General features: G+C 62.2%; 10 protein-coding genes. 9 read left to right on the forward strand and 1 reads right to left on the reverse strand.

Features of this window, described 5'->3' with window-relative positions:
* From DXC18_RS05675 to glmM, 9 genes are all read left to right on the forward strand, one after another.
* A complete protein-coding gene (locus DXC18_RS05675) occupies window positions 1-987 on the forward strand; it encodes a hypothetical protein (RefSeq protein WP_117716599.1) in 987 nt (328 codons plus the stop codon).
* A 2-nt stretch (window positions 988-989) separates the two neighbouring features.
* Complete coding sequence (locus DXC18_RS05680; protein WP_117634339.1) at window positions 990-1796, forward strand: hypothetical protein; 807 nt, start codon at window positions 990-992, stop codon at window positions 1794-1796.
* Between the two features lie 60 nt (window positions 1797-1856).
* On the forward strand, window positions 1857-2606 hold the full coding sequence (locus DXC18_RS05685; RefSeq protein WP_117716600.1) for a signal peptidase I: 750 nt from the start codon (window positions 1857-1859) through the stop codon (window positions 2604-2606).
* Window positions 2599-4305 carry a hypothetical protein gene (locus DXC18_RS05690; protein ID WP_117716601.1) on the forward strand — a complete coding sequence of 569 codons (1707 nt, stop codon included), beginning with the start codon at window positions 2599-2601 and terminating at the stop codon, window positions 4303-4305. Before DXC18_RS05685 ends, DXC18_RS05690 begins: the two co-directional genes overlap by 8 nt.
* A 69-nt stretch (window positions 4306-4374) precedes the next feature.
* Window positions 4375-6612 carry a DUF2357 domain-containing protein gene (locus DXC18_RS05695; RefSeq protein ID WP_117716602.1) on the forward strand — a complete coding sequence of 746 codons (2238 nt, stop codon included), beginning with the start codon at window positions 4375-4377 and terminating at the stop codon, window positions 6610-6612.
* Window positions 6612-7316 (forward strand): signal peptidase I, encoded by a 705-nt coding sequence (locus tag DXC18_RS05700; protein ID WP_117716603.1) that lies wholly within the window; start codon window positions 6612-6614, stop codon window positions 7314-7316. Before DXC18_RS05695 ends, DXC18_RS05700 begins: the two co-directional genes overlap by 1 nt.
* Before the next feature lie 124 nt (window positions 7317-7440).
* Entirely contained in the window at window positions 7441-8463 is a 1023-nt protein-coding gene (locus tag DXC18_RS05705) for a DMT family transporter (protein WP_233509022.1), read from the forward strand.
* A 143-nt stretch (window positions 8464-8606) separates the two neighbouring features.
* Complete coding sequence (locus DXC18_RS05710; protein WP_117716605.1) at window positions 8607-10919, forward strand: DUF4012 domain-containing protein; 2313 nt, start codon at window positions 8607-8609, stop codon at window positions 10917-10919.
* A gap of 83 nt (window positions 10920-11002) precedes the next feature.
* A complete protein-coding gene (gene glmM, locus DXC18_RS05715) occupies window positions 11003-12334 on the forward strand; it encodes a phosphoglucosamine mutase (protein WP_117716606.1) in 1332 nt (443 codons plus the stop codon).
* 192 nt (window positions 12335-12526) lie between these two features.
* Here the strand turns inward: glmM and DXC18_RS05720 are convergent, their stop codons facing one another.
* A complete protein-coding gene (locus DXC18_RS05720; RefSeq protein WP_117716607.1) occupies window positions 12527-14101 on the reverse strand; it encodes a carboxypeptidase M32 in 1575 nt (524 codons plus the stop codon).
* Between the last annotated feature and the right edge of the window lie 426 nt (window positions 14102-14527).

Raw genomic sequence — 14527 nt, forward strand, 5'->3', positions numbered from 1 at the left:
ATGGAAGACAAGAAGCACATGCCAGCAGATAGCTGCAAGGCCAACGCCGAGAGCGCGACCCCCGCGGTCCCCTCCAACGCAGCCGCCGAGCGCGAACGCCTCGAGCCCGCCGCCGCCCGCCGTCACGCCCGCCGCGCGCGTGCCTACATCGCGCTCGTCATGGTGGCGCTCGCCGCCACCTTGGGCGCCGCGACCTACGCCTGGTTTACCAACAACATGAAGGTCAACACCAACTCGGTGAGCGTGCACAGCGACACGTCCAAGCTGGTGCTGGAGCAGGGCGATGCCGATCGTGGTAGCTGGTCGCAGCAGGGCGACGTTTCCTTGACTTCTAACGCGAGCGGTGCCGTGACACTCTACCCGGTCTCGACCTTTGACCTCAACGGCTTTGCCGCCTGCGCACAAAACAACTCAGCCGGCGATGCCACGGTGTTTGAACAGGCAAAAGACAACGGCTCCGCGTTCTACCATGGTTGGATCGATCTGCGTCCCACCATTACCGGAACGGGTGCCAGCAAAGTAAAGGGCAGGGTCAACTTGTATCTGGCCGAATCGCTGGTCCAGCAGGGCGCCAACGCCGAGCTGCTGCGCGCGGCCCGCGTGGGCATTAAGATCTCCAGCGGCAACCAGGTGCTCGCCACCAACATCTTTGAGCTCGACAGTTCCGACAGCGGCCATCGCGGCGAGCATCCCACGACCGCCCCGGCTGGCCTTGCCGGCTACGCCGATGGCATGCTCCTGGGCTGGCAAAACGGCCAGCTCGCTTGCGGTGCCAACGTGACGCAGGACCCGGCCGCTTATACGCTGGACACGAGCGAGACGGCCGAGCGCCCGCAAAACTCGCTCGCCACGCTGGCGCTGGGCCAGATCTATCGCCTGGACATCTATTACTACATCGAGGGAACCGACCCCGATAGCGCCGACTACCTGCATCAAGACCCGGGCACCCTGCACCTGGCGCTCTTTGCGACCCTGGACGGTGAGTAGCCATGACGCGTAAGCAACCCGCCGCCAGCTGCACGCCCGCCACCGGCAAGCCCGCCGGCGCCGCCGCGCCCGCCGAAACCGACCTGCGCCGCAAGCTCACCACCACTGTGGTGCTGGTGCTGTTTGCCCTGGTGGCAATAGCCATGGCAACCTTTGCCTGGTTTTCCATCGCCGATAGCGCCAAAACCCGCATGCTCATGATCGACGCCAACGCCGACGGTTCGCTGCGCTTTGACCTGGACGAGCATGCCACGTTCGACGAATACGTCCACAGCCTGGGCTTCGACCAGATCTCGGCGCGCATCGCCAGCGAAAAGGGCGTGGACATCGACGCGTCCAAGCTCAAGCCCGTCACCACGAGCGACTACCAGACCTTCACCTTCGAAGACGGCTCTACCGCCGACCCCGCCACCGGCGCCTACCTGGAGTTCACGCTGCACTTTATGAGCAGCACGGACTTGCGCGTTCGCCTGACCGGGCAGGACGGCGACGGCGGCGTGTCCGGCACGCGGTTTAGCTCCGACACGCAGGGCATGGCCAGCGCCATGCGCATGAGCTTTACCGCCGATGGCCACACCTGGGTCTACAACCCCAACGGAGGCGGGGGCTCGTCTGGTGCGGCCACCGTCTTTGGGCTCGACTCGGGAGCAGCGAACGCTGCCAGCGACATGTTCGACCTAATAAAAGATACGGACAAGCCGGTAACCGTTCGCATATGGCTCGAGGGAACGGACCCAAATTGCACTAATATGCTAAAGGGAGCTAACTATTCGGTTTCGATGCGCTTTGAGGGCATCGAAGAACAGTAGATATGCACGGCGGCCACCGGGCCGCGCACGACCTAGTCAGACACGGTAGTAAGGGACATCATGCAATCTGTTAAAAAAGCCGCACCCATCGCACTGAGCGTCGTCATGTGGATCATCATCCTGGTAGCGGCCCTGTACGCGTTCACCACGCTCGCCACGCGCGAGGACGGCAGCGTCTCGGACATCGCCGGCTTCACCCCGCTCGCCGTGCAGTCCGACTCCATGGCGCCCACGTTTAACAAGGGCGACCTCATCGTCATCCAAAAGTGCGACACCTCCAAGCTCGAGGTGGGCGACATCGTGACGTTCCACACCATCATCGACAACGAGTACGCGCTCAACACGCACCGCATCGCCGCGATCGACGAGGTCAACGGCATGCGCAGCTTTACCACCAAGGGCGACAACAACGACGTGGCCGATACGCACATCATCAGCGACGGAGACATCGTTGGTAAGTACCTGTTCGCGTTGCCGCAGATGGGCAAGGTCATGGACTTCCTGTCCAGCTCCATGGGCTTCCTCATTGTGATCGTGCTGCCCATGCTGCTGTTCTTTATCTACCAGGTGTATCACCTCATCGTGGTGGGCATGAACCTTAAGCGCGCCATGGCCGAGGAAGACCGCCTGGCCGCCGCGGCTGCCATCGTGGATGCCGAGGGCAAGGGTGACACCGCCACCGTTGCCGCCGATAACGCCGCCGAGCAGCTCGCCCAGGCCGAGGCCAAGCTCGAGGAAGCCCGTCGTCTGAAGGCCGAGGCCGAGGCGGCGATGAGCGCGACCAAGCAGGAGGGTACCGACGGTGAGTGAGTTTCTGGGATTTGCCTGGGAGCTGCTGGCAAAGGTCGTCTATAACGTCGTTGCCGTCGTGAGCTCTATCCTCAACCTGCTGGTGTTTGGCTGGGTTGAGTACTTCAACATCTTTATGACCTACTTCACCACGTTTGACCTGGTGGGCAAGATCGGCGCGGTCATTCTGTTTGCCATGCTCATCGCGGTCCCCGTGCTGATCGTGGCCATCCTGGTCCACCGCTACCGCATCAACCGCCGCCTGCATCGCGACGACACGTCCAACAAGGCGCTCTATCGCGAGATCGGCCGCCTGAACAAGCAGGTGCTCGATCTTATGGACGAGAAGAACAAGCTGCTGGCGCTCAAGGTCAATGCCATGGGCGGCACCAAGCAGATTCCGTACGTGGGCGCCTCGGCCCTGGCCGACGACCACCTGCCCACGGTGGGCAACGTGGTGGGCGCCGCCGCAGGTGCCGCTACGGGTGCCGCTGCGGGCGAGGGCGCCGCGGCGACGGCCGTCATGTCGGGCAACGCGTCGCTCGCGCTCGACGGTGCGGGCGTCAAGGATGCCGCGGCCGCCATGGCCAAGGCGACCGTCGAGGCCAAGACCCTTGCCGAGGAAAAAGAGATCGCCCAAGCCAACCGCTTCCCCAAGCTGTCCCTGGTGGACCTTAAGTACCGCGACTGGGAATCGCCGGTCTACGACGATGCCATCTCGCTGGAGGACTTTGTCGACAGCTTCCGCGCGTTTGCGTGCAGCCAGATGAAGCTCTACTACACGCCCGAGATCATCCGCCGCTTTGTGGCCGGCATGGCCGCCTCCAAGCTGCTGATCCTGGAGGGCATCTCGGGTACCGGTAAGACGTCGCTGCCCTACAGCTTTAGCCGCTACTTGGACAACCCCGCGACCATCGTTTCGGTGCAGCCGAGCTTCCGCGACCGCACCGAGGTGCTGGGCTACTTCAACGAGTTTTCCAAGCGCTTTAACGAGACCGAGTTCCTCCGCGCCGTGTATGAGGCGGGCCTTCGCCAGGACCCGTCCATGATCGTGCTCGACGAGATGAACCTCGCCCGCGTGGAGTACTACTTTGCCGAGATCCTGTCGGTGCTCGAGATGCCCAGCCACGACGAATGGGTGCTCGACCTGGTGCCCACCCAGTGGGCCGCCGACCCCAAGGCCCTGCACGACGGCAAGCTCACCATTGTCGACAGCCTGTGGTTTATCGGCACGGCCAACAACGACGACTCCACCTTTACCATCACGGACAAGGTGTACGACCGCGCAATCCCCATCGAGCTCAACGAGCGCGCCGACGCGTTTGAGTGCGAGCCGCACGAGCGCGTGCACGTGACGGCCGATCACCTGCAGTATCTATTCCAAAAGGCCAAGGTCGAGTATGTGATCGACGAGGAGCTGCTCCAGAAGATGCACAAGCTGGACCAGTACCTGCAGACCCGCTTTAAGCTGGCCTTTGGTAACCGTATCATCAAGCAGATGTACGACTTTATCCCCGTGTACGTGGCGTGCGGCGGCACCGAGCTGGGCGGCATGGACTACATCATCGCCCGCAAGGTGCTCAAGAAGTTTGAGTCCATGAACGTGAGCTTTGTGCGCGACGAGATGAAGGGCCTGATCGAGTACATTGAGAAGACCTTTGGCGAGGGCGGTCTGCCCGATTCCGTCATGTACCTGCAGCGGATCCAGAATTTCTACTAATGTCGTAAGCGCGGGGCGACGTGATGTCGCCCCGCCCCTTTCCGATCGATCCAATCTATGGAGTAACCCATGTCCGAGACCATTCAGGACCTCTATACCAGCTTCTCCGAGCAGATGGAGCCCATCCAGGAGGACAGCCGCTACTTCCGCTATCTGTTTGAGATGGCGCAGGCCTCGGGCACCACGATCGAACAGCAGCGCGAGGAGCTCGTCAAGGTGGTGGACGAGGAATGGATCAGCATGATCGAGGACTCGCTCGACGCCATCAACACCATCATCGAAAAGCCGCGCCGCTTTATCACCACCGAGGAAGAGGTGGTGCCGGTCTCGCTCGCTAAAAAGATCAGCGCCGACAGCGTCCGTCATCTGAGCCAGAACACGCAGTTTTTGGCGCCGAGTGAGGACGGCGGCGTTCACCCTACGCGCATCCTCAACGTCAATACCGTCGAGACGTACGACCTGTACGAGAACCGCTTTATCTACCATCTGATTCAGCGCTTGCTGACGTTTGTGGATAAGCGTACCGACGTGATCTTTTGGTCGACGGGCAACGAGATCCGCAACCGCTTTAAGATGCACAGTAAGATCGACGACGCGTACGAGCAGATCGAGTACAGCGTGGAGATGACGGTCAAAAACCGTCAGAGCTTCGCCGAGAACGACGCCGACAACATGGACGTCTTTATGCGCATCGACCGCGTGCGCCGCCTGGTCATGGCGCTGCGCGGCGCGTCGTTCTGCCAGATCATGAACGGCTGCAGTGCGGTTCGCAGCCCCATTCAGCGCACCAACCTCATCATGAAAGACCCCAACTACCGCAAGTGCTACCAGCTGTGGCAGTTTATGGAGCGCTACGACAAGGTGGGTTACAACATCGACGTGCAGCAGCAGGCGCTGGCGTTCGACGACGAGTACATGGTGCAGATGTACACCAACCTCATCAACAACTACACCGTCTTTAAGAGCCTGACCGACGACGAGCGCAACCTGCAGGAGCTTGAGAGCGTGCAACACGCGCCGGTGGCGCCCAAGTTTATTAAAGAGATCAAGGAGGTGCAGGTCGATAGCCCCGACCTGCCCGATGTTGAGGTTCGTCGTGTGTTTGTGGAGGAGGTCACGCAGGCCCAGCTCGATGCCGAGCAGGCGCTGGCCGAGGCCCGCGAGCAGATTGAGGAGCTCCAGGGGCAGCTGAAGTCCTGGAAAGTGCAGGCGCACGCGCTGACCGATGAGCGCGACGATCTGGTAGATGAACTGGACGAGGCCAAGACACGCGAGCTGGCGTTGACGCAGCGCGCACAGATTGCCGAGGCCGATGTCGAGGAACTGCGCGCCTCGCTGGAGGATGTCGAGGCCGGTAAAAAGGCTGCCGAGGATGCCGCTGCAGAAGCACGTGAGACCGCGGCGGCTCAGCTTGAGCGGATGCGCGCCGAGGCCGATGCCGAGGTCTCAGTCGCCCGCGCCGACGCAGATGCTAGGGTCGCGGCTGCCGAGCAGACTGCTGCCGAGCAAGTCGCGCGGGTCAAGAGTGAGTCTGCCGCAGCCTTGGCTGCCAAGACGGCTGCCGACGCTGCCGAGCTGCAGGCCGCCAAGGACGCCGCCGCAGCCGAGCTTGCCGGCGTGCGCGAGGCGTCTGCCAAGGAGCTCGCCGAGGTGCATGCCAAGCTGGATGCCGCCAAGTTGCAGATTGAGGAAGTGCGGCTGGCGGCCGAGCGCGATGCCCGTGCCGCGCAGGAGACTGCCGACGTCGCCGCGGCCGAGGCGGAGCAGAAGCTCGCCGACACCGTTGCCGCGGCCGAGGAGAAGGTTGCTGCCGCCCAGCAGGCCGCCGATGCTGCGATCGACGCCGCCCGTGCTGCCGCCGATTCTGCCGTTGAGCAGGCTACGGTGGATGCCAGCGAGAAGGTCGCCGCTGCCGCTGCCGAGCGCGATGCCGCCGCGCGTGCCGCCGAGGAGGCTCGTGCCGACGCCGACGCGCGTATCGCTGCAGCTGAGCTCGAGGCGGGGGAGCGTATTGAGCAGGAGCTCGCCGCCGCAAAGGCCGCGCACGAGCGCGAGCTCGAGGCCGCCCGCGCGGAGATGCAGCAGCGCTTGGCCTCGTTGGCGCACGAGCTGGAACAGGCCGAGCGCGATCGCGCCCGCGCCGAGCGCCGTGCCGAGGGCAACAGCCTGTCGCGCTATCTGCTGGCTCGCTTGCGCGGAGAGGCCGCCGAGGGCGATGTCGCCACGACCGTTGAGGGAGATGAGACCGACGTTTCGGCATCTGACGCCACTGACGTCGAGCCTTCCGCAAAGGACGCCGACAAGTGATGAAGCACGTGCTCCGCGTGATCAACGTGCTGGCGACCGTGGTGATCCTGGTCGCCTTTGTGGTGCTGCTGCGCACGGTGTTCACGCCCGCCGGCGAGATCCCCACCATCATGGGCTATGGCTTTATGCGCACGCTGACCGGCTCTATGGAGCCGGCGATTCCCGTGCACTCGTTTATCGTCGTCGATACCGACAACAGTCAGGCCTACCAGGTGGGTGACATCATCACCTTCCATTCGTCCGATGACGCGCTGGAGGGTTCACTCAACACGCACCGCATCGTTGCCGTGGAGGCCGCGGCCGACGGCACGCCGGTCTACCGCACCAAGGGCGATGCCAATCCGGTCGAGGACGCCGCGCCCGTGCCCGCCGCCGACGTGGTGGGCCGCGTGGTCTTTGTCTCGGCGGGGCTGGGCGTGGTGGTCTCGTTGCTCACCAATCCGCTGCTGTTCTTTCCGCTTATCGTGGTGCCGCTGATCGTGCTGCTGGTGCTCGAGATTCGCCATATGGTCAAGACAACGCAAGAGGTGGCACGCGCCGAGGACGAGGCCGCCCTGCGCGCAGCCGTGGAGCAGATTCGCGAAAAGCGCCGTCGCGAGCAGGAAGGCCGGGACAGTGCCAAGGACCCAGGCGATGACGATCGTGCCCAGGGGCGTGCGGAAGCCGACCCCGACGCCCTCGACGATTCCAACCACTCGGCATAGCACGTCTGTGCCTTTCGTCCCTGCAAATTGGACGCCCGTAGATGTTCCGAATCGTCTGCTTTTCCATACCAATATTCGTGCTACAGTTTGAGCGCTTTGTTGCCAATTGATTTCGGGGAGTGGAATGGAACAGGAGCGCTCAGCTCAGCGTACACGCGAAAAGGCTTCGGTACCGATGACGGCGGCGTCCGATTTTGTCGTGCCCGAGGGCACCGATGAGCTCAGCCGCAGCACCCGCCGTGCATGGCGCGACCGCCTGAACAGTGCTTCGTCGCGCAAGATGATCACGGGCGTCTTGGCTACGCTGGTGGGCGGTTCGTTTTGGGGCTTCTCGGGCACCAGCGCGAGCTTTCTGTTCGATACCTTCCACGTCGACACCTTGTGGCTTATGAGCGTGCGTCAGATTCTCGCCGGTCTACTCTTTATGGCCGTGGTTGTTGCGCGCGACCGCGAGCGCCTGATTAAGCTCTGGACCACACCCGCCGATCGCAAGCAGCTGCTGCTCTTTACCGCCTTTGGCCTGCTGTTCAACCAGTTTTGCTATCTATCGGCCGTGCGCCTGACGAACGCCGGAACCGCGACGGTGCTCCAGTGCCTGCAGCTCGTTATCATCATGGGCTACACCTGCGTGACCGATCGCCGCATGCCGCGTACTCGCGAAGTCATCGGCATTGGCTTGGCTCTGGGTGGAACCTTTTTAATCGCCACCGGTGGCGACCCCACCAGCCTGAATATCTCGCCGCTCGGTCTGATCGCGGGTCTCATGTGTGCGGTCAGCGCTACATGCATGGCGGTGATTCCCGCCAAGATCCTGCCCGAATACGGCAGCCCCATCGTCACGGGCTCGGCAATGCTCACGGCGGGCGTGGTCTCGTGTGTCTTCGTGCAGCCCTGGGCGCATATGCCGGCGCTCGACGCTGCCGGCGTCGAGGCGCTCGCGGTGTTCGTGGTTATCGGCTCGTTTTTTGCTTACATGCTCTATATGCAGGGCGTTAAGGACATCGGCTCGGTGCGCGCGAGCCTCCTTGGAACCATGGAGCCGGTTTCGGCCACCATCACCAGCGCCCTTATGCTGGGAACGGTGTTTTTGCCCACCGACCTGGCGGGCTTTGCCATGATTATCGCGATGGTGTTTTTGACGGTGTAGATGGCGCCAAGACGGAAAAGGCGTTGTGCCACATTTTCGCCAATTGATGTCCGTGTCTGGAGTTTAGCTGTCGATGCTCAAAATGCCATAAACTAGTAACGTTATGGACTTTTTCATTGCGACTCAATTGCGAGGATTTCTTTATGGCTGGTAATCACTTTAAGGGCAGCGATAGCGGCCGTCCTGCAGTTCCGCCGCGTCCGAACGGGGCTGGTAAGGCCGGCACGCCGGGCGGCGCTGGGCAGGGCGGTTCCGGTAAGCGCGTGTCCCCGGGCGAGACGGCGATGTTTACCGCTCTGTACGAGCAGTCTCAAAAGGCAAAAAAGACCGGCCGTGCAAGAGGGAATGTCTTTGCGGGCGGTGCGACCTCCACGTCGCAGCCGAGCGGGGCTCCTTCGGTACCTGCGAACAACGCAAGTGCCGCCAACGCCGCGAATGCCGCCGGCAACGTTAATGCCGGCAAGGCAGCCAACAATACCCCCTCTGCCGGTGGCGCGGGGCTTACGGGTAACCTTGGCACGATTTACACCGGCGCCTCCGAGACCGGCACGTTCGCCCGCCTGGATGATAGCGGTGCCCAGTTTGCGGGCTCGGGTTCCAAGGAAGATTATTACGATTTTGGCTTGAACTACGGTAGCGACGCTTCGTCGAGTTCGACCTCTGACGGTCTGGTCCGTCATCGCCATCGCAAGGGCGAGCGCAAAAAGCGTCACACTGGCGCCATTATTGCCGCTGTAGTCGCGGTGCTTCTCGTTGTGCTTGGCGCAAGCGGCTTTATGCTGCTTAACTCGGCAAAGACCGTAAAGAGCGAAGCGAAGGAGGCTGTCGAGATCGTCGGTGGCCTTAAGGACAAGGTCACGTCGGGCGATTTTTCGACGCTGCCTGACGACGCGAAGAAGATCGATGAGCTCTGCGACAGCATGAAGGCGGAGACCTCGAGCCCGCTGTGGACGGCGGCTTCGTTTATCCCGGTGTATGGCAGCGACATCAATGCGGCCCGCACCATGATCGACGCCCTGTCCGATGTCTCGAGCAACGCGCTGGTTCCCATGGCCGATAACCTTTCGCAGGCCACGCCCGGCAAGCTGTTCCAGGATGGGACCATCAACGTGTCTGCGTTGCAGGCGGTCGCCGATTCGCTCTCCGATAGCTCGAAGGTGTTCAAGAGCGCCAACGAGAAGATCCAGGGCATTGGCGATACTCATATTTCCCAGGTGACCGAGCTGGTCGATAAGGCCAAGGACGGCTTTGCCACCCTCAATGGCGCGGTTGACGCGGCGGAGAAGGTCGCCCCCGTCCTTCCCCAGATGCTCGGCGCCAACGGCCAGACGCGCAACTACCTTGTGTACGCCATGAACAACGTCGAGATTCGTGCCTGCGGCGGCTTTGGCGGTTCGCAGGGCCTGATTTCAGTTACCGATGGCCAGATGTCGATCGGTGACTTTGTCCCATGTATTGCGCTTGGCAAAGACGAGGCGGTTGAGAGCGTCGACGAAGAGGACGAGACACTGTTTGGTGACCACAGTAACCTGTACAACTCTGGTAACGCGTATTCGCCCGATTGGCCCCGCAACTCGCAGCGTGTCGCAGCCCTGTGGAAATCTCAATATGGCCAGGACGTTGACGGCGTCGTGGGTATCGACCCGGTGTTCCTGCAGTATCTGCTGGGCCTGGTCGGTAATGTGTCGCTGCCCGACGGAACGGTTGTCGACGGCACCAACGCCGCAAAGGTCCTCATGCACGATGTGTACTGGAACTATCCGGTCGAGGAGTCGGACGGCATCTTTGCATCCGTCGCCAGCGCTGCCTTCGACAAGATCCTTGGCGGTATCGGCGATGTCGATGTTACGAAGCTTGTCAGCGCCGTTGAGCGCGGTGCCGAAGAGGGACGCCTGATCGCGTGGATGAAAAACGATGATGAGCAGAATGCCATCAAAGAGACGGGCATTGACGCTTCGCTGCCCGATCCAGATGATCCGAGTGCCGATCCTGTTGCCGGCGTTTACTTTAACAACCTGAGCTTCTCCAAGCTCGACTGGTACCTGAACGCCGATACGCAGATTGGCCAGGGCGTCAAGAACGGTGACGGCACGTGCTCGTATCGCATCACCGTTACCCTGACGAACATCATGACGCAGGAGGAGGCAGGCAAGCTGCCCGACTACGTCGCGGCGAGCGCACCCGATGCCGCGCGTGACGACGAGCGTCTGAATGTCTCGTTGTTTGCCCCGACGGGCGGCAACATTACTGATCTGACCGTCGAGGGCACCCAGTTTGGTCTTGGCGCCGCTGCGTGGCATGGAATCCCCTTCTATTCGGGCACCGTTGACCTGCATGCTGGCGAGACGACGACGATCACGTATACGCTGACCACGTCGGCCGAGGCGGGGGACAAGCCGCTTACGCTGCGTCAGACTCCTACATGCCAGGCGGCTCGCGACAGCGCGTCGGCGTAGGGTTTTTCTGGTTGCGCAGATAATCGAGTACCATTTTGGGGCGGACAGGCAATCTGTTCGCCCCTATTTTGTAAGGAGAGCGCATGAAGTACTTTGGCACCGACGGCTTTCGCGGTGAGGCTAACGTTGGGCTGACGGTAGAGCACGCTTATAAGATTGGCCGTTTTGTGGGCTGGTATTACGGCGCCAACCGCGAGCGCAAGGCGCGCGTCATCGTGGGTAAGGACACGCGTCGCTCGAGTTATATGTTCGAGGCGGCGCTGGTGAGTGGCCTGGTCGCGAGCGGTGCGGACGCCTATATGCTGCACGTGATCCCCACGCCGGGTGTAGCGCATCAGACCGTGGAAGGCTGTTTCGATTGCGGCATCATGATCAGCGCGAGCCACAACCCGTTTTGCGATAACGGCATTAAGCTCGTCAACAGCGACGGTTTTAAGATGGACGAGGACGTGCTGGAGCTCATCGAGGACTACATCGATGGCAAGAGCGAAGTTCCGCTGGCCACGGGCAACCACATCGGTGCCACGGTGGACTACATGCAGGGCCGCAACCGCTACATTGCTTCGCTCATTGCAAGTGCGAACTTTTCGCTGCAGGGCGTCAAGATCGGTCTCGACTGCGCCAACGGCTCGGCTTCCTCGGTGGCCAAGCCGGTGTTTGACGCGCTCGGTGCCGACGTGCGCGTGATCAATGCCGCGCCCGATGGCTTTAACATCAATGTGGACTGCGGCTCCACGCATATGGAGCGCCTGCAGCGCCATGTGGTGGAGCAGGGCCTGGACGTGGGCTTTGCCTATGACGGCGATGCCGACCGCTGCCTAGCCGTGGACGAGCGCGGTCGCGTGGTCGACGGCGACCAGATCCTGTACGTGTGCGGCGTGTACCTGAACAAGCACGGTCGCCTTTCGGGCGGTACCGTGGTGCCGACGATCGCCAGCAACTTTGGCCTGATCAAGTCGCTGGAGCTTGCCGGCCTGAGTGCCGTGACCAGCGGCGTGGGCGACCGTCACGTGTATGCCAAGATGCGCGAGGGCGGCTACAGCCTGGGTGGCGAGCAGACGGGCCATACGATCTTTGGCGATATCGAGCGCACGGGCGACGGCATTATGACCTCGCTGCGCGTGATGGAAGTGATTCGTGCCGAGCGCGAGACGCTCTCGCAGCTCACGGCCCCGTGCAAGCTGCTGCCGCAGGCGCAGGTTGCCGTGCGCGTGGCGGACAAGGACGCCGCGCTCGAGAACATGGGCGTGCAGAACGCCATCGCCGAGGCCGAGGCTGCGCTGGCAGGCGAGGGCCGCGTGCTCGTACGCAAGAGCGGAACCGAGTCGGTGATTCGCGTGCTCGCCGAAGCCCCCGACCAGGCAGCCGCCGACGCCGCCATGAAGCGCATCGCCAACGCCCTGGAAGCTCTGTAGTTACGCGGTTTTACCAAACCGCGTAACCGCTCGACGCTGCAAACGACCCTAAGCGGCAATCTGACGTTCAATTTCAAGTAGTCATGGGGGACGTTCTTAAACGACTAGTCATTAAAGAACGTCCCCAATGACTAGGGGGGCGCCGCGGGATAGATCCTGCGGCGCCCCTTTGCGTTGTGTGTTGTCTAAGCTTTAAAGCTCGTACAGCGTGGTGAACTTGTCCTGCAGGTAGCTGCAGTAGTAGCGGGAATCAAAGGCCATGCCGCAAGCGCCCTTGATGAGCTCCGGTGCGTCCTTGGCGCGGCCCCACTGCCAAATGTGCTCGCCCAGCCACGCGCGGACGGGTGCCAGATCGCCGCTCGCACAGGCGCCATTGAGGTCGACACCGTCGCGGCACATGGCCGGCACAAACATGGCGTCGTAGGCGCTACCCAGTGCATACGTGGGGAAGTAGCCAAACGAGCCGCCGCTCCAGTGCGTATCCTGCAGACAGCCGCGCGTGTCGTCGGGAACGGGAATGCCCAGATACTCGTCCATAAAACGATTCCAAAGCGCGGGGATGTCCTTGGCCGTGGCCTCGCCGGCAAACAGCATGCGCTCGATCTGGTAGCGCACCATAATATGCAGTGGGTAGGTGAGCTCGTCCGCCTCGGTGCGGATCAGCGACGGCTGCGCGATGTTCACGGCGCGGTAGAGCGTATCCTCGTCCACGCTACCGTAGACCTCGGGCACGTGGCGGCGCAGCACTTCGAGCAGCGGTCCCATAAAGGCGCGGCTGCGGCCCACGGTGTTCTCAAAGAAGCGGCTCTGGCTCTCGTGGATGCCCATGGAGGTGCCGCCCTCCAGGCAGGTGCGCGCGTAGGCGGGGTTCACGCCCAGCTCGTACATGGTGTGACCGGCCTCGTGGATGATGCTGTAGACGTTGGAGATGCAGTCGTCCTCGTAGATGTGCGTCGCGATGCGCGAGTCACCTACCGAGAAGCCCTCGCTAAACGGGTGCTCGGTAAAGGCAAGCGTGGTGTCGTCCAGGTTCAGGCCGACGAGTTTCATGAGGTCGAAGCTCATGGCGCGCTGGGCGGCCTCGGGCACACGGGCGTGCAAGAAGTCGGCAGCGGGCTGCTGGCCGCGCTCGCCAATGGCATGCACAAGCGGCACGACCGTGGCCTTGACCTCGTCACAAAACGCGTCGAAGCTCTGGGCGGAAAGGCCGCGCTCGTACTGGTCGAGCCACACATCGTAGGGGTCGCGCTTGGGGTCCATGAGCTCGGCCTGATGCTTAAGTTGGGCGACGATTCTATCCACATAGGGCTCAAAGCTCGCCCAGTCATTGGCCGTCTTGGCCTTGTGCCACACGGCGTCGGCCTCGCAGGTGAGCCTGGTCCAGGCCTCGGCTTCCTCGGTGGGGATGACGCTTGCTTCGCGCTGGTCGCGGCCGAGTACGCGAATCTCGTCGAGCAGCTGCGGGTCGTCGATCTTGCCGCCCGCGACGGTCTCTCGTGCCAGCGAGCGCACAAGTTCGACAGACTTTTTGCTGGTCAGCAGCTTGTGATGCTCGCCAGCAAGGGTGCCCATAGCATCGGCGCGGGCCGCGGCGCCGTTGGCGGGAGCAATGGTCGTGCCGTCAAACTCGGCAATCTTGAGCAGGTACTCGCGAGTCCACAGCTTGCCCTCGAGCTTACGGAATTTTTTGACAGCCTTATCGACCTTCATGCCTTTGGGCGTCTTATCCGCTGCGGGCTTGGCCATCTTATCCTTGTTCTTTCCCATACCTATATCCTTGATCTCGCAGACCGGACGCCACGGGTGGGCGTACGGCCAGTTTGCACAGCTACCTACCTTGTACCCAGTGCGAACAAAACGGAACGCGGCGATATGCTCGCAGAATGTGTTATCCTATAGCCCAATGCGTTGACGGAGAGGGTTTTGCCCGCCGCGTCGCCGGCAAGAGAGGGAAGGTCATGGGCTGCAAGCCTTCCTGCGGTGGCAAGGGCCAAGCGTTCACTCCCGAGCAGCGACCTCAACGGGCGCGCGGCTAGCGGCGGCGAAGCCCCAGTAGGGAAGCCGTGAGCCTCGCGATAAGGGGTGCAGAGTGGGCACGGCGGGCCAGACATCCGCTGGGTCAAACAAGGTGGTACCGCGGAATTCAACCGTCCTTGGGCAATGCACATGCCCGAGGACGGTTTTTTGTTACCG

It is taken from the genome of Collinsella sp. OM08-14AT (assembly GCF_003438115.1).
GTDB lineage: Bacteria > Actinomycetota > Coriobacteriia > Coriobacteriales > Coriobacteriaceae > Collinsella.